Below are 16451 nucleotides of genomic sequence, written 5' to 3' on the forward strand. Positions count from 1 at the left end.
TTTAAGCAGCCCCGGCCTGCCTTGTTGCGCGGACGTAAATTCTTTGGACTAATCCCCTGCCGAACCCGGGACCCAAAGCTACCCGCGGGTATTGTTTGTGACTGCCGGCACATTTGCGTGTCTGCCGGCAGCATCACTCCCGCCAACAGCACCTCCGGTCCGGGCTAGGGAAGCCCCGGACCGCAGGGCGGGCCGCTCCGCTGGGGAACGTCCCGCCGAATGCACGCTCTAGCCACCCTGCGTTCATTCAGCGCTGTTGTCATGTGCCGGACACCACTTGACCAGGAGCAGGGTCCGGGCCCACGTCCGATCGGTACAACCACGGACGCACTCCACCGGGTCCCCACCCGGGACACCTCAATGAAAGTAAGAGCGGATGCATCAAAAAACATGGAAGTTATCGCTGGGCACAGCGTTGTCCGCGGGGCTCATCGCCGCCCCGCTGGCAGCTGTCCCGGCAGCCGCGGAGGTCTCAGCCGCGGCCGGCACCTCCCCCGTTGTCATCAACGAGGCCTACCTCAGCGGCGGCAGCAGCGGCGCCGCCTACAAGAACAAATTCGTGGAGCTGTACAACACTTCGGACGCCCCGGTCTCCCTTGAGGGCTGGTCCGTGCAGTACCGCTCCGGGACCGGCGCTGCGGCGCCCAGCGGGGTGGCTGCCCTGTCCGGGTCCATCCCGGCCAAGGGCTACTACCTGGTGCAGGGCGGAAGCAATGGCACCAACGGCGCAGACCTGCCCAAGCCTGACCTGGTGGCGAGCGCCCTGAACTTCGCCGGGGCCTCGGGAACCATCGTGCTCGCCAAGCAGCCCACCGCCGTCGCGCTTCCCACCGGTTCCGTGGTGGAAACAGCCGGCGTGGCAGACCTCCTGGGCTACGGCGCCTCCAACACCTTTGAGACCCAGGCTGCTGCGGCACCTGCCGGAAACACGGATGTGAAGAGCCTCAACAGGGCCGCCGGGGCGGACAGCAACAATAACGCCGCTGACTTCACGCTCCTTGGCGCCATCACGCCAACACCTTCGGGCGGCACAGCTCCGGCTCCCGACCCCGCGCCCTCGCCCTCGCCGGATCCCGTTTCCAGGACCATCGCGGAGATCCAGGGCACCGGGACGGAAAGCCCGCTGGCCGGAGCCACCGTCACCACCAAGGGCAAAGTCACGGCAGTCTTTCCCACGGGCGGCCTCAACGGCTACTACCTGCAGACCCCCGGCACGGGCGGTGACCTGACGGCCACCAACCACGCCGCATCCGACGGCATCTTCGTCTACTCCCCCGCCACCGCGGCTTCGGTGCAGGCCGGTGACTACATCCAGGTGACGGGCACAGTGGCCGAGTACTACGGCATGACCCAGCTCAACGTCACGGCAGCGGCAGGCCTCACCAAGCTCACCGACGCTGCCCCCGAGGTCAAGCCCACCATCTTCACCCTTCCCGCCGCGGAAACCTTCCGCGAATCCCTGGAAGGCATGCTGCTGGCACCCCAGGGGCCCATGACGGTGAGCGACAACTACAGCCTGAACCAGTACGGCGAGATTGGCCTGGCGGGCGGGACCACTCCCCTGGTCCAGCCCACAGCTGTGGCACCGTTCGGCTCCGCCGGGTACACCGCCGTGGTGGCTGACAACGCTGCCCGCGGCATCAAGCTCGACGACGGGTCCAGCACCAACTTCCTGAAGGACGCCGCCACCAAGGCCGAGGTCCTGCCGTACCTGACCACCGCGGACCCCGTCCGCGTGGGTTCGCCGGTGGACTTCACCACCAACGTGGTGCTGGGTTACGCCAACAATTCCTGGAAGCTCCAGCCGCTGACCCACCTGACCGAGGCCAACAAGGCTACGGTCCAGCCGGCCGGCTTCGGAGCCACCCGGACGGATGCCCCGGCAGCCGTTGGCGGCAACGTCAAGATCGCCTCGTTCAACGTCCTGAACTACTTCCCCACCACCGGTGACATGCTCTCCGGCTGCACGTTCTACGAGGACCGCGCCGGCAACCCCATCACCGTCCGTGGCGGCTGCGACGCCCGCGGTGCAGCCAACGCGGAGAACTTCAAGCGCCAGCAGGACAAGATCGTTGCCGCCATCAGCAACTCCGGCGCTGACGTGGTGACCCTGATGGAGGTGGAGAACTCCGCGCAGTTCGGCAAGGACCGGGACGATGCCCTGGCCAAGCTGGTCGAGGCCCTGAACATCCCCACGCCCGGCATCTGGGACTACGTCCGTACGCCCGCCAACGCTCCGCCGCTGACGGACGAGGACATGATCCGCACCGCATTCATCTACAAGAAGGCCGTGGCAGAACCCGTGGGTGAATCCATCATCCACAACGACACCGTTGCCTTCGCCAGCGCCCGCAAACCGCTGGCCCAGGTGTTCAAGCCCGTCGGCGGGGCCGCGGGCAGTGAGTTCATCGCCATTGCCAACCACTTCAAGTCCAAGGGCTCGGCCGCCACCCCGGACGACACGGACAAGGGCCAGGGCGCCTCCAACCTCGCCCGCACGGCCCAGGCCAAGTCCCTGCTGGACTTTGCCACCTCCCTCCAGCAGGACAAGGGCACCGACAAGGTGTTCCTGATCGGTGACTTCAACTCCTATGGCAAGGAAGACCCCATCAACGTCCTCACGGGCGCGGGGTATGTCAACCAGGATGACAAGGCGCGCAACCCCGACGGCTCAGCCAAGCACTCCTACCTTTTCGGCGGCCTGGTGGGCTCACTCGACCACATCCTCGCTTCCCCCGCCGCCAACGGTGTGGTCACGGGCGCGGACATCTGGAACATCAACTCGGTGGAATCCGTGGCGCTGGAGTACAGCCGCTACAACAGCAACGTCACCGACTACTACACGCCGGACCAGTTCCGCGCCAGCGACCACGATCCTGTGGTGGTGGGCCTGGATCTGGCATCCACACCTGCCACTGTTGACCTGAACCTCCTGAACATCAACGATTTCCACGGAAGGATCGACGCCAATACGGTCCAGTTCGCGGGCACCATCGAGAAGTTGCGCGCCGCCGCCGCTCCGGGGACCACGGCGTTCCTGTCCGCGGGCGACAACATCGGTGCCTCCCTGTTCGCCTCGGCCGTCGCCAAGGACCAGCCCACCATTGACGTGCTGAACGCATTGGAACTGAAGGCATCTGCTGTGGGCAACCACGAGTTCGACGGCGGCTGGGCGGACCTGCGCGACCGCGTCATCGCCGGAGGCACGAATGCGAAGTTCCCCTACCTGGGCGCCAACGTCTACAAGAAGGGCACCACCGAGCCGGCACTTCCGGAGTACACCGTGCTGGACCTGAACGGCGTCAGGGTGGCCGTCATCGGCACCGTCACCCAGGAGGTTCCGTCCCTGGTGACGCCGGCCGGCATCGCCGACCTCGACTTCGGGGACCCGGTGGACGCCATCAACCGGGTGGCCGCGAAGATCACCGCGGACAAGATTGCCGACGTCATCATCGTGGAAGATCACGACGGCGCCGGCTCGGGTGTGGTGGAAGGCGCCACCCTGGAGCAGGAAGTGGCAGCCGGCGGCCCGTTCGCCAGGCTGGTCACCGAAACGTCCGCCGACGTTGATGCCATCTTCACCGGCCACACCCACAAGGAATACGCCTGGGACGCACCCGTTCCCGGCGTGGCGGGCAAGACCCGGCCCATCGTTCAGACCGGCAACTACGGCGAGAACGTGGGCCAGATCCAGCTGACCGTGGACACCGCCAGCAAGCAGGTGACCGCCTACAAGGCCGGGAACGTCAAGCGCACCACGGACGCCGCCGCCGGCCTGGTGGCTGCCTACCCGCGCGTGGCCGCCGTCGACGCCATCGTCAAGAAGGCCCTGGCGGACGCCGCTGTGGTGGGCAACCACCCCGTGGGTTCGGTCACCAAGGACATCACCACGGCTTTCACCACCGATGCCACCGGCGCCGCCAAGCGCGATGACCGCGGCAGCGAATCCACCCTGGGCAACCTGGTGGCCGACTCCCTGCTCGATTCGCTGAAGCCCGCCGGCCTCGGCGGCGCGGAAATCGGCGTCGTGAATCCCGGCGGCCTGCGCAACGACCTGTACTACGCGCCGGACGGCACCATCACCTACGCGGAGGCCAACGCGGTCCTGCCGTTCGTGAACAACCTGTGGACCACGTCGCTGACCGGTGCGCAGTTCAAGACCCTGCTGGAGCAGCAGTGGCAGACCAACCCGGACGGCACGGTCCCCAGCCGCGCCTACCTGCAGCTGGGCCTGTCCAAGAACGTGAACTACACCTACGACGCCGCCCGGGCCGCGGGTGACCGGATCACCGCGGTGCGGGTGAACGGTGAACTGCTGGACCCGGCCAGGTCTTACCGGGTGGGCACGTTCAGCTTCCTGGCCACCGGAGGCGACAACTTCCGGATCTTCACCGAGGGCACCAATACCCGGGATTCCGGGCTGGTGGACCGGGACGCCTGGATCGGCTACCTCCAGAAGAGCAGCCCTGTGGCTCCGGACTTCGCGCGGCGTTCGGTGGCGGTCACCAACACCACCGCCGACGGGGTCAAGCCCGGTGGGCCCGTCACCCTGGCGGTCTCGAAGCTTGACCTGACCTCCCTGGGCAGCCCGGTGAACACGGCCCTGGAGGCTTCGTTCACCGATGCCGCCGGCAAGGTCACCGCGCTGGGCACAGTACCGGTGGCCGCCGGTGCGGCTTCGGTGGACCTGGCTGTCCCGGCCGGGGCGGCGGAGGGCGCGGCAACCCTGGTGCTCACCGCCGTCGAGTCCGGCACCGTGGTGAAGGTGGCCGTGCTGGTGGGAGCCGATACGCCGGCGCAGCCGGTCTGTGTTCCGCCGGTCAAGCCCACCCGTCCCGCTGACGTCAGGGGGCAGGCGAACTACGGCCAGGCCATGGCCGCCTACCGCGCCTGCCTGCGGGGCTAATACCCTGGATGCGCCATCACTTGTGGTCCCTGTTCCGCCGGTTCAGCGGCCATAAGTGATGGCGCATCGCCGTTTAAGGCCCTGCGAGTTAAGCCCTGTGAGTTAAGCCCGGCGAAGGATGGCGACGGCGATCTCGTCCGCATCGCGGAGCGTGCGCTGGCCACTGCGGTACGCGGGGCCGCCGGGCTGGACGGCCTCGGCGGCGATGGCGGTGCCCCACTGCGCTGACGACAACTGCAGCCCCAGCACAAACAGGCCCTCGGTCACTGACCCGTTGGCCGCAACCGGGCGGTACGGGTGCGCCTCCACGTCCAGGCCGGTGGACTCGATGGGGGCACCTTCGGCGGTCATCATGAGTTTGGGCCGCACCAGCCCATCGGCCAGCAGCTGCTCCAGTACCGGTGAATCGTTGGCCGAGACCCGGTTTCCGGGGGCCAGTGCTTCCACCATGGTCCGGGCCGTGGCGGGCGGCGCGGAAACCCACGGCGAAGCAGCGGTGAACATGGCCGCCTTCCGGTCCACCCGGAATTTCGGGTCCGGCCCAACAAAGCTGACCACCCCGGCCCTGGCCAGGGCGGCGAGCTGTTCGGAGCGCAGCGCCGGCGGTCCGCTGGCCAGGCCCTCCACGAACGATTCGAACCAGCCACGCAGGCCGGCGACCCATGACTCGTCGGTGATGCCGCCGTCGGCCACTGCCGTCTTCAGGACGGCGCGCCCGTGGTGCAGCGCGGCGATGGCCATCTTGACCGGATCGTCCTCGCCCAGGGCCGACCGGCGGGCATCGTCGAGCAGGAACTCCACCACGGCGGCGTCGTGGCCCCTGCGGGAATCGAACGAACGGCCTGCCAGTGGAGCCGCGAGCCCGGGCAGGTCCAGGCGGTGCCGGGGACCCACGTGGACGGCCAGGACGCTCTCAACGCCGTCCTCCCAGTTCGCGGCGCTGTGCGCGTGCGGCTGCAGGGCTTCCTCCAGCGCTGCGAGGAACGCGGGCGCGTCGGGCACTGCGCCGGGCTGCGAGCGCACCAGCGTCGAGTAGTAGGCCCACAGCGCGTCGCGGTGCAGCAGCGGCCACAGGTCATGGTCGAACGAAGGGCGGATCCCGGCCTTCGCCAGCCGCCCGATGGCGGCCTCGGTGAGGTAGCGGAGCGTGATGGAGGAGGCGTAGTAGCCGTCCAGTGCCGCCTTGGCACGGTACGGGGTCCCGCGCCGGGACGCTGCGATGATCAGGGGTTCCTGGCCGGACGGTTCGTACTCCAGGCCTGCGCCGTTGGACACGAACTTGCCGCCGCGGCCTTCGGTGAGCTGGCCCATGGTGTCGAAGAAGTTCAGGCCCATGCCGCGGACCAGGACCGGCTCGCCGGCGGGGATCAGGGACCAGTCCACGTCCGCCGGGACGGCGGGGGGAAAGTACTGCAGGCCCAGCTGTCCGGCGGCGGCCTGGAGCTCCCGCTGTTCAGGATTCAGCCGGGAGGGGATGTGCCCCAGGGCCAGCACCACGGAATGGGCGCGGATGCCCTCCCCGGTGGCCAGGCCGACGTCGAACATTCCGTCCCCCGCGGGACGCACCGACACAGCGGTCGTTTCGTGGAATTCGATGGTGACGCCGTCGGGGGCCGTGCCCAGCAATTCCTCCACTGTGCAGCGCAGGTAGCGTCCGTAGAGGGCGCGGCTGGGAAAATCATTTGATCCCAGTACCGCCAGCTCCGCCCGGTCCCCCGCGGTGAGGGCCGGCAACGGGTCCCGCTGCTGCCGGGCCCGCCACTGGTCGAACGTGGTGCCGGCAACAGGAGCGGGAAGGGCAGGGTCCTCGGGAACCAGGGTGGGGTAGAAGGACTGCGTGTTCATGAGGAACAGCCGGGACTGGCCCGGTTGCCACACATGTCCAGGGCCTGCCGGGCAGGGGTCCACGACGTCGATGTGCAGGGCCGTTTTTGGGTTGCCGGCGACGGCGGTGTGGGCGAGCAGCCGCTCCAGCACGCTGGTGCCGCGGGGACCGCCGCCGATGATGACGGCCCGGTTGCTCTGCGATATTTCCACGCCATCCAGCGTACGGGCTGGAAGCGGAGCGTGCGCCGGACGCTTGACTTGCCAGCCATGGGGGATGTTGTTTGGATGGGGCGCATGACCACCACAGCAGCTGATCAAGCGTCCGTACCCGGCTCCGGCCGGGACATCTCCGGCAGCAACTCCAGGGAAACCGCGCCGGAACCCGTCGACGAGAACGTGTGGCTGGAGGACATCTACGGCGAGGAACAGCTGGCCTGGGTCAAGGAGCAAAACTCCCGCACCGAGGACCTGCTGGAGGACGGCGGCTACGCGGAACTGGAAACCGGCATCCTGGAAGTACTGGACTCCACGGACCGGATCGCCATGGTGGGCAAGCGCGGCGACTGGTACTACAACTTCTGGAAGGACGGGCAGAACCCCAAGGGCCTGTGGCGGCGGACCACTTGGGAAAGCTACTGCACCGACTCCCCGGAATGGGACGTGCTGCTGGACGTGGACGAACTGTCCCGCGCCGAAGGCGAGGAGTGGGTGTTCCACGGCGCCACGTTCCTGCGCCCCGCAGCCGGGGAGCCCTACCGCCTGGCGCTGCTTGCCCTCTCCCCCGACGGCGGCGACGCCAACCGCTACCGCGAGTTCGACGTCGAGGCGCGCGGCTTCGTGGACCCCGCCCGCGGCGGGTTTGACCTCCCGACAGCGAAGGGCAACGTGTCCTGGCTGGATGCCGATACGCTGCTGGTTGCTTCCACCGCGGACGGGCTGCCCAGGACAGCGTCCTCCTACGCGCGGACGGCGGTGACGCTCAAGCGCGGAGAGTCCCTGGCAGCGGCTCCGCGCCTCTTCGAGGTAGCGGAAGACCACATGATGGCCGTGGCGGCCCATGACTCCACGCCCGGCTTTGAGCGGACGTTCGCCGTGGACTACATCGACTTCTTCAACCGCTCCAACTTTGTGCTGCGGGACGGATCCTGGGTACAGATCGACGTTCCCACCGACGTCAACGTCAGCGCCCACCGGGAATGGCTGCTCTTCCGTCCGCAGCAGGACTGGATTGTGGACGGCACCACGTATCCTTCCGGGGCCCTGCTCGCCGCCAACTTCGAGGACTACCTCGCCGGCAGCCGCAATCTCACGGTCCTGTTCACCCCCGACGCGCACACGTCCCTGCAGTCCTGGAGCTGGACCCGGAACTTCCTCCTGCTCAACCTGCTCAAGGACGTCTCCTCCGAGATCCGGGTCCTGGACCCGTCCCGGCCATCCGGCGGCGCGGACGGCGGCTGGGCGGCCACGCTCCTGGACGCCTGCCCGCCGCTGCACGATGTGAACGCCTACGCCGTGGATGACGAGGACGAGGGGCCGGCGCACGGCGGCGCGGGCGATGACTTCTGGCTCATCGCCACGGGTTTCACCACCCCCACCACCCTGATGCGCGGCACCCTGGAACGCGGAAGCGCCGGGACGTCCGGCGTGGTGAGCCGGCATGCGGTGGTCAAGACCTCGCCGTCGTTCTTTGCCGATGCTGACTACCAGGTGGAGCAGCACTTCGCCGTGTCCGACGACGGCACCCGGGTCCCATATTTCCAGGTTGCTCCGCGGGACCTGGCTTTGGACGGGCAGAACCCCACCCAGCTGTCCGGCTACGGCGGATTCGAGGTGTCCCGGACGCCCGCCTACAGCGGCACCGTGGGCAGGGCATGGCTGGAGCGGCGGACCACGCTCTCGGACGGCAGCGACGGGAAGGCCCCCCACTCGCGCGGCGGGGTGTATGTGGTGGCGAACATCCGCGGAGGCGGCGAATACGGGCCGGCCTGGCACCGTGCCGCGCTGAAGGAAAACCGGCACCGCGCCTACGAGGACTTCGCAGCCGTGGCACGGGACCTCATCTCCCGCGGGGTCACCTCGCCGCGGCGGCTGGGCTGCGTGGGCGGATCCAACGGCGGACTCCTGGTGGGGAACATGCTCACCCGGTATCCGGAACTGTTCCGGGCCGTCTCCTGCGGCGTTCCCCTGCTGGACATGCGCCGCTACACCAAGCTCTCCGCCGGGCACTCCTGGATTGCCGAGTACGGGGACCCGGACGTTCCCGAGCAGTGGGAGTACATCAGGACCTTCTCGCCCTACCACCTGCTCAAGGACGCGGTGGAGTACCCGGAGACGTTCATCTGGACCGCGACCTCGGACGACCGGGTAGGCCCCGTGCAGGCACGGAAGATGGCCGCCCGGATGCTTGCCATGGGCATCCCGAACGTGTGGTTCCACGAGGCCCTGGAGGGTGGCCACGCCGGCGCCTCCGACAACCGGCAGGCCGCTGCCCTGCAGGCGCGCAGCCAGCACTTCCTGTGGAAAGCGCTGGCAGGCTGACCGCCATGGCACCCGGGCTGGCGGTACGGTGGGCCGTTGCCGCGGACGTGGAGCGGTTGGCCCAGGTGCACGTCCGCTGCTGGCAGGAGACCTACCGGGGCATGCTGTCCGATGCCTTCCTCGCCGCCGTGGACCCGGAAGACCGGCTGCGGCTCTGGCAGCACCTTCTGGACCGGGCCGAACCCGCCGAAGCGTGGGTGGCGTGCGACGGCGGGACGGTGGTGGGGTTCGCCGGTTCCCGCCGGCTGCCTGCCCCCGGCTCCCCGGAAGGGCATCCGCCGCCTGCCTCCGGAGATCTGGAGTTGTGGGGGCTGTACCTGCTGGCCTCGCATCAGGGTCTTGGCTTGGGCGCCCTTTTGCTGGACGCGGCCATCGGCTCCAGGGCGGCGAGCCTCTGGGTGGCAGCCGCCAACAGCCGGGCCATCGGTTTCTACCGCCGCTTCGGCTTTGCACCGGACGGCGCAGCGGACGTCCTGCCGGAGTGGGAGGACCTCCCGGAGATCCGGATGGTCCGCCCGGCGCAGGGCTGAGCGCGGAGCAGCCGAACCCCGTTTACCGGGGGCGGCGCCGGTGGCGGGCACCGTTTTGCACTGCATGGCCGGATCTGCGTATCCTTGGTGGGCTAGTAATAGCAACTGGAGACGTGCCAGAGCGGCCGAATGGACTTCACTGCTAATGAAGGGTCGGGGTTAAACTCGACCGGGGGTTCAAATCCCCCCGTCTCCGCGTTTGGCCCCGGTCCCTTGGACCGGGGCCTTTTGCGTTTCCAGGAGTAGCTGCACGACGGCCTCTGCAGCCTGGGCCCCGTCAGTCCCGGGCTGCTTCGCAGATCCGGGCGTTCAAGCTTCGGAAACGCGAACAACCTTATGACTCTCCGGGGCATGGCTCGGCAACCGTCGGAAAACGCTGTCCGGTAGTCGGACGCGGCGGGCGCCGCCGGAGCCACGGTGGCAGGATTGGCCCATGGCGGCACGCAGCAACCCACACCACCCGGACGTCGTCCAGACAGCATGGAATCCGCGCCTGGCACTCCTGGTGGCGGCAGCGTTCTTCATGGAATTCCTGGACGGCACGGTCCTCACCACCGCCATTCCCAGTATTTCGGCGGATTTTGCCATCCCCGCCGCCGACGTCAACATCACCATGACCGCCTACCTGCTGACGGTGGCCATCGGCATTCCCCTCAGCGGCTGGCTGGCGGAACGGTTTGGTGCCAGGCGGATCTTCTGCACTGCCATCGCGGTGTTCACCCTGTCGTCCCTGGCCTGTGCGCTCAGCCAGGACCTGGCCACCTTGACCATGAGCCGCATTGCCCAGGGTGCCGGCGGCGCCATGATGGTACCGGTGGGCACCCTGGTGGTGCTGCGCGGCACCCCGAAGTCCGAGCTGCTGCGTGCCACCGCGTTCCTGGTGTGGCCCGGGCTCCTGGCACCCGTACTCGCCCCGCTGGTGGGCGGGGCGCTCACGACGTACCTGTCGTGGCACTGGATCTTCCTGGTCAACCTTCCGCTGGGGGCGGCCGCCTTCGTGGCGTCCCTGCGGCTGGTTCCGGCGGTGGCCGGAGATCCCGGCCGGCGGCTGGACTGGCCGGGAATGCTCCTGACAACGGTTGGCGTCGGTGCCCTGGTGACCGGCCTGGAGCTCGCCAGCAGCCACCCGGGACTGCCCTGGGCAGGAATCAGCGCTGCGGCCGGGATCGCGGCACTGGCCGGGGCGGTCCTGTGGATGCGACGGGCTCCCCATCCGCTGTTCAACCTGCAGGTCTTCCGCACCAGGACGTTCCGGGCCATGGCCACGGGCGGATTCGTGTACCGGGTCACCATCAGCTCCGTCCCGTTCCTGCTGCCGCTGATGTTCCAGGCGGGGTTCGGCTGGTCGCCGCTGCACGCCGGCGCCCTGGTGGCAGCAGTGTTCGTCGGGAACATCGGGATCAAACCGGCCACCACGCCGTTGATCCGGAAGTTCGGTTTCAAGGCGATGCTGGTGTTCGCCTCGCTGGCATCAGCCGTGACGTTCGCCCTCTGCGCCTTCCTGACACCGGAAACCCCGGTGGCTTTGATGGCCGCACTGCTGGTGTGCAGCGGCGCCTTCCGCTCCATCGGCTTTTCGGCCTACGCCTCGGTCCAGTATGCGGACATTCCCCCGGCGCAGCTGACCTCCGCCAACACCGTGTCCGCCACGCTTGTGCAGCTCGGCACAGGCTCCGGCATCGCCATCGCTGCCCTGCTGATCCGGACCTTCGAGGGCCTGTCCTCCGCGGCCCAGGATCCGGCCGGCCCATTCCGCGGCGCTTTCCTGGCGATGGCCGTCCTGATGCTGGCAAGCACCGTGGACAGCATCCTGCTCCCCCGGCACGCGGGGGCAGCAGTCAGCCGGCCTGGGCCAGCACCAGGGGCAGAACCGCTCCCGCCCCGGCCTGCCGAAGGGCGCGCCCCGCGACGGTGAGGGTCCACCGGCTGTCGGTGAGGTCGTCGATGAGCATCACCGGCTGGCCTTGGACGGACTGCAGGGCGGCCTCGAGCTCGGGACCCACCACCAGCCGGTCCCATACTCCCGCCAGCCGGTATGCGCTGTTGCCGCCTCGGCCGCCGGTGGGTCCGCCGTGGGCCAACTGCAGCTCACCAAGGTAGGGGATGCGCCCGATTTCCGAGATTCCCCGGGCCAGCGAGCCCACGAGCTGGGGCTTGCCGCGGGACGGCACGCCCACGATCGCGGCCGGCCTCCCCACCCCGCTCCACCCCGGGTTCCGGCCATCACCGGTCCCCCACTCGCGCAACACCTGGACGCAGGCCTGGAGCATGCCCGGGTCCACCGGCCGGTCCTCCGCACCGGCGGCAAACAGTTCCCGCAGGGCGCCGCCCCAGCCGAGGTCCGTCAGGCGGGCCAGGACGCGCCCCTCCGAGAGGCCCTCAGCCGGTTTGAGTTTCCCCTTCACCGGCACCCCAAGACGGTCCATGCCGCTTGGCCACTGAAGACGCGGTTCCAGGACGCCGCCCGCCCTGCTGAGGGTCTGGTTGGCCGCCGCCGTGGCGTCGGCGGCCACGTCCGCAGGGAACCACTGGCCGGCGCAGTTGTCGCACCGGCCGCAGGGACGGGCTGTCTCGTCGTCCAGGACCGACGTGATGTACTCCATCCGGCAACCGGCCGTGTCCTGGTAGATGACCATGGAGTCCTGCTCGTCCACCCGGGCCTCCGCAATGCGGCTGTAGCGCTCGGCGTCGTAAACCCAGGGCTGGCCCGTGGAGCGCCAGCCGCCGCCGACCCGCTCCACCGCCCCGTCCACGGACAGGACCTTCAGCAGCAGCTCAAGCGGAGTGCGGCGAAGGTCCACCCGGGCTTCAAGCACCACCGTTGATAGTGCCGTTCCGGCTTCGGCCAACGCCGTAAGCACGGCGGCCGCCTTCTCCTCGGACGGCATGGACGCCGTGGCGAAGTACTGCCAGATCTCGCGGTCCTCGGAACCGGGCAGCAGCAGGACGTCGGCGTTCGCGGCCCCACGGCCGGCGCGGCCCACCTGCTGGTAATAGGCCACCGGCGACGACGGGGCGCCCAGGTGGACGACGAAACCAAGATCGGGCTTGTCGAACCCCATGCCAAGTGCGGACGTGGCCACCAGCGCCTTGACCTGGTTGTCCTTCAGGAGCTGCTCTGCCCGCTCCCGGTCCGCCGGATCGGTCCGCCCGGTGTAGGCGAGCACATTGTGCCCCGCTTCGGAAAGCAGCCGGGCGGTGTCCTCCGCCGCGGAGACGGTCAGGGTATAGATAATTCCGCTGCCGGGAAGGTCTGCCAGGTGGGTCAGCAGCCACCCCAGCCGCTCCTTGGAATTGGGCAGCGACAGGACTCCCAGCCGCAGTGAGTCGCGGCCCAGGGAGCCCCTGATGGTCAGGACCCCGGCGCCGAGCTGCTCTTCGATATCGTGCACCACCCGTGAGTTGGCCGTGGCGGTGGTGGCCAGGACCGGCACCGTGTCCGGCAGCCGGGTGATGAGGTCCGCGATCCGGCGGTAGTCGGGGCGGAAGTCGTGGCCCCAGTCCGAAATACAGTGCGCCTCGTCGATGACCAGCAGGCCGGTCCGGCGGAGCAGCTCCGGCAGCTGGGTTTCCCGGAACGCCGGATTTGTGAGCCGCTCCGGGGACACCAGCAGGACGTCCACCTCGTCCGCGGCCAGCTGCTCACGGACCGTGTCCCACTCCAGCTGGTTGGCTGAGTTGATGGCCACGGCCCGGACCCCTGCCCGGGCGGCGGCAGCCACCTGGTCCCGCATCAGGGCCAGCAGGGGCGAGACAATCAGCGTGGGCCCGGCTCCCCGGCGGCGCAGCAGCAGGGATGCCACGAAGTACACGGCGGACTTGCCCCAGCCGGTGCGCTGGACCACCAGGGCCCGCCGCCCGCCGTCGACCAATGCCTCGATGGCTTCAAACTGGCCGTCGTGGAAAACGGCGCCCGGGTTCCCCACCAGGCCCCGAAGGACCTCCAGCGCCTCGGCGTGCGTGGCGGTCCCCGGACCATCCGGGCCTGCCGACTCTGCAACTGCGGTAGCGGAAACTGTGGAAGCGTACTGGTTATTGGCCATTGATTCAGTATCCCAGCACCCTCCGACACCGCGCACAGCGATCGCGCCGGTATGTGGAAACCTGCCGGGTACGCGCTGCAAAGCCACTGCTGTGACGCAAGTTCTCCCCAAACCCGTTGGCCACATGCGCCGCACACGTAAGATAAAGCCCGTGACTAGCGAACAGACAACGACATTTGATCTCTCGGCATCCTTCAAGGCCTACGACGTCCGTGGGATTGTGGGCGAGTCGATCACCGCCGAAATCGTCGAAGCCGTGGGGGCCGCGTTCGTGGATGTCCTGCAGCTCGAAGGCCAGACCATCGTGGTGGGCGGCGACATGCGCCCATCCTCCCCCGAGTTCTCCAAGGCCTTCGCCAACGGAGCGGCAACCCGGGGTGCCAACGTGGAGCTCCTGGACCTGATCTCCACCGACGAGCTGTACTTCGCCTGCGGCTTCCTCAACCGCGCCGGGGCCACCTTCACCGCCAGCCACAACCCCGCCGAATACAACGGCATCAAGATGGCCAAGGCAGGCGCCGTTCCCATCTCCTCCGAAACCGGCCTCAAGGAAATCCAGGCCCTCGCGGAGCAGTACCTCAACTCCGGTTCCATCCCCGCCGCCGGCGCCCGCGGCCTGATCAGCGTCCGCGACGTGCTCAAGGACTACTCCGAGTACCTCCGCAAGCTCGTTGACCTCTCCGCCTCCCGCCCCCTGAAAGTGGTGGTGGACGCCGGCAACGGCATGGCCGGCCTGACCACCCCGGCGGTGCTGGGTGACACGTTGCTGCCCAAGCTGCCCTTCGACATCGTTCCGCTGTACTTCGAACTGGACGGTTCCTTCCCCAACCACCCGGCCAACCCGCTGGAGCCGGAAAACCTCCGCGACCTGCAGGCCGCAGTGATCGAGCACGGGGCGGACATCGGCCTTGCCTTCGACGGCGACGCCGACCGCTGCTTCGTCATTGACGAGAAGGGCGAGCCCGTCTCGCCGTCGGCCATCACCGGCATGGTGGCACGCCGCGAAATCGCCCGCGCCAAGGCCCAGGGCGAGGAAACGCCCAGCATCATCCACAACCTGCTCACCTCCCGCGCCGTTGCGGAACTGGTGGAGCACGACGGCGGACGTGCGGTCCGCACGCGGGTAGGCCACTCCTTCATCAAGGCAGTCATGGCCAAGGAAGGTGCCGTGTTCGGCGGCGAGCACTCCGCGCACTTCTACTTCCGCGACTTCTGGAACGCTGACACCGGCATGCTGGCCGCCATGCATGTGCTGGCGGCGCTGGGCGAGCAGGACGGCCCGCTGTCCGAACTGGCCCGCGAATACGAGCCCTACGTCAGCTCCGGCGAGATCAACTCCGAGGTGGAGGACAAGCCGGCAGCGGTGGAGCGCGTGCGCCAGGCGTTCGCGGACGAGGACCTCACCATCGACAACCTGGACGGCAGCACGTTCACGGCCAACGACGGCAGCTACTGGTTCAACCTGCGCCCGTCCAACACCGAACCGTTCCTGCGGCTCAATGCCGAGGCCACGGACCGGGCCACCATGGAACGCGTGCGCGACCGCGTCCTTTCCCTGGTGCGGGCCTAGCACCGGATGACTGACCATACCGGGCAGGCAGCGGACGGAAACAGCGGGCAGGACAGCTGGCGTGATTCCGTCTCCGAAGCCACGGCAACGGACCTGGAGAACCTCCTGGGCACGGGCGTCAGCGCGGCCCAGGAGCAGCTCCAGCGCAACGGCGGCTTCCTGCCCTTCGCGTTGACCGTCCAGAACGACGGCGAGGTGCGGCTGGTTGCCGTCTCTCCCGCGGATGCCGGAGAGGGCAGCGACGCGGACTTTGACGCCGACGCCATGATCCACGACCTGCAGGCGCTCCTCCGCCAGAACCGGGACGACTTCCGCGCCGCTGCCGTGGTGTGCGACATCCTGCTGGTGGAGGAGGATTCGGACGCCATCCATGTGGCGGCTGAACACCGGGATGGTTCGCTCTTCGCCGCGGTGCTCCCCTATTCGGCCAACGCCACCACCCAGTCCTGGGAATTCGGCGAGCTCGGTGCAGATGCCAGCGAGCCCGTCATCTGGGTGGACTAGACCGGATTTGCTGCCATGAAGATCAATGCCTTCGCTGACGTGAGCCTGCGGGCACTCATGGTGCTCGCAGCGGTTCCGGACGGCACGCTGCTCACCACCCAGAGCATCGCCGACTCGGTGGGGACACCGTACAACCACGTCAGCAAGGCCATGGCCAGGCTGCGGACCATGGGCCTGATCGAGGTGGTGCGCGGCCGGTCCGGCGGTTCGCGGCTCAGCCATGCCGGACGCATCGCCACGGTAGGCCAGATCCTGCGGCAGCTTGATACCCGCACGGATCCCGCGGACTGTGTCTCCCCGGCCGGCAACTGCCCCCTGATCAACGAGTGCAGGCTGCGTGGCGCCCTGGCCCGTGCGCGGGAAGCTTTTTACGCCGAGCTTGATTCGGTGGTGATCGGGGACCTTCCCCAGGCCCGGCAGATGGCGCCGGTCTTCCAAATGATCGGCCTCCGCCCCGGCCTCTGAGTGCCCCGTATCCGGGTGCCCGCTCCCGGTTTGATTTCAAACTTCTACAAGGTGTAGAACTGAGGCAG

Annotated in this window: 9 protein-coding genes and 1 tRNA gene; 8 read left to right on the plus strand and 2 right to left on the minus strand. The window is 68.4% G+C overall.

Annotated elements, in window-relative coordinates:
- Positions 1–376 precede the first annotated feature (376 nt).
- The gene (locus BACI349Y_RS15845; protein ID WP_159632937.1) at positions 377–4906 is read left to right on the plus strand and encodes an ExeM/NucH family extracellular endonuclease; all 4530 of its coding nucleotides are present in this window, start codon (positions 377–379) and stop codon (positions 4904–4906) included.
- A gap of 102 nt (positions 4907–5008) precedes the next feature.
- Here BACI349Y_RS15845 and BACI349Y_RS15850 read toward each other — a convergent pair whose 3' ends face one another.
- The gene (locus BACI349Y_RS15850; protein WP_159632938.1) at positions 5009–6943 is read right to left on the minus strand and encodes an FAD/NAD(P)-binding protein; all 1935 of its coding nucleotides are present in this window, start codon (positions 6941–6943) and stop codon (positions 5009–5011) included.
- Between the two features lie 84 nt (positions 6944–7027).
- Here BACI349Y_RS15850 and BACI349Y_RS15855 point away from each other — a divergent pair, with 84 nt between their 5' ends.
- The 4 genes from BACI349Y_RS15855 to BACI349Y_RS15870 all read left to right on the plus strand — a co-directional run bounded on the left by BACI349Y_RS15855 (position 7028) and on the right by BACI349Y_RS15870 (position 11716).
- A complete protein-coding gene (locus BACI349Y_RS15855) occupies positions 7028–9271 on the plus strand; it encodes a prolyl oligopeptidase family serine peptidase (RefSeq protein ID WP_159632939.1) in 2244 nt (747 codons plus the stop codon).
- Between the two features lie 5 nt (positions 9272–9276).
- Positions 9277–9801, plus strand: coding sequence for a GNAT family N-acetyltransferase (locus BACI349Y_RS15860; protein ID WP_159632940.1), 525 nt, complete (start codon positions 9277–9279; stop codon positions 9799–9801).
- Between the two features lie 107 nt (positions 9802–9908).
- Positions 9909–9997: transfer RNA gene (locus tag BACI349Y_RS15865), tRNA-Ser, on the plus strand.
- Positions 9998–10234: 237 nt separating this feature from the next.
- Positions 10235–11716 carry an MFS transporter gene (locus tag BACI349Y_RS15870; RefSeq protein ID WP_159632941.1) on the plus strand — a complete coding sequence of 494 codons (1482 nt, stop codon included), beginning with the start codon at positions 10235–10237 and terminating at the stop codon, positions 11714–11716.
- Here the strand turns inward: BACI349Y_RS15870 and BACI349Y_RS15875 are convergent.
- Entirely contained in the window at positions 11640–13844 is a 2205-nt protein-coding gene (locus BACI349Y_RS15875; RefSeq protein ID WP_159632942.1) for a RecQ family ATP-dependent DNA helicase, read from the minus strand. The genes BACI349Y_RS15870 and BACI349Y_RS15875 overlap by 77 nt on opposite strands.
- A 151-nt stretch (positions 13845–13995) precedes the next feature.
- Between BACI349Y_RS15875 and BACI349Y_RS15880 the strand changes: the two genes are divergently transcribed.
- Genes BACI349Y_RS15880 through BACI349Y_RS15890 form a run of 3 tightly spaced genes read left to right on the plus strand, consistent with a single transcriptional unit; the run spans position 13996 to position 16383 of the window.
- Complete coding sequence (locus BACI349Y_RS15880) at positions 13996–15414, plus strand: phosphomannomutase/phosphoglucomutase (protein WP_159632943.1); 1419 nt, start codon at positions 13996–13998, stop codon at positions 15412–15414.
- 6 nt (positions 15415–15420) lie between these two features.
- Positions 15421–15918, plus strand: a complete 498-nt coding sequence (locus BACI349Y_RS15885) for a hypothetical protein (protein ID WP_159632944.1) — start codon at positions 15421–15423, stop codon at positions 15916–15918.
- Positions 15919–15933: 15 nt separating this feature from the next.
- The gene (locus BACI349Y_RS15890; protein WP_159632945.1) at positions 15934–16383 is read left to right on the plus strand and encodes an RrF2 family transcriptional regulator; all 450 of its coding nucleotides are present in this window, start codon (positions 15934–15936) and stop codon (positions 16381–16383) included.
- Positions 16384–16451 lie beyond the last annotated feature (68 nt).

The sequence above is a fragment of the Arthrobacter sp. 8AJ genome, from assembly GCF_902506025.1.
In the GTDB taxonomy this organism is placed as follows: domain Bacteria; phylum Actinomycetota; class Actinomycetes; order Actinomycetales; family Micrococcaceae; genus Arthrobacter.